This window comes from Candidatus Dedyshia acidiphila, from assembly GCF_051025295.1.
Taxonomy (GTDB): domain Bacteria; phylum Acidobacteriota; class Terriglobia; order Terriglobales; family Acidobacteriaceae; genus KBS-83.
In genome coordinates this window covers 1-253 of sequence record NZ_JBMGJV010000145.1, presented here as the reverse complement: position 1 = coordinate 253, position 253 = coordinate 1, and the positions used below count along the sequence as shown (strand labels likewise).

Genomic DNA, 253 nt, shown 5'->3' with positions numbered 1-253 from the left:
CGTCGTTTACGAAAAGCCGGTAGACGCAAAAGCCGAGCGCGAGCGACTGTCGAAGGAGCTCGCCCGCCTTGAAAAAGAAAAAGAGAACAGCGATCGCCAGCTCGGCAATGAGGCGTTCCTCGCCAAGCGCCCGCAGCCGTCGTAGACGGTTTGCGTCGGCGCAATGCAGAGCTGGTCACGCTGCTCGACCGTGTTCGCGAATCGATCGCCGCGCTGCCCCCGGCCTGAGCGCGCCTACTCGCCTGTCGCTGCG

General features: G+C 64.0%; 1 protein-coding gene. It reads left to right on the top strand.

Features of this window, described 5'->3' with window-relative positions; genetic code table 11:
- Nucleotides 1-46 precede the first annotated feature (46 nt).
- On the top strand, nucleotides 47-145 hold the full coding sequence (locus AC5IJH_RS18460; protein ID WP_491904285.1) for a hypothetical protein: 99 nt from the start codon (nucleotides 47-49) through the stop codon (nucleotides 143-145).
- Nucleotides 146-253 lie beyond the last annotated feature (108 nt).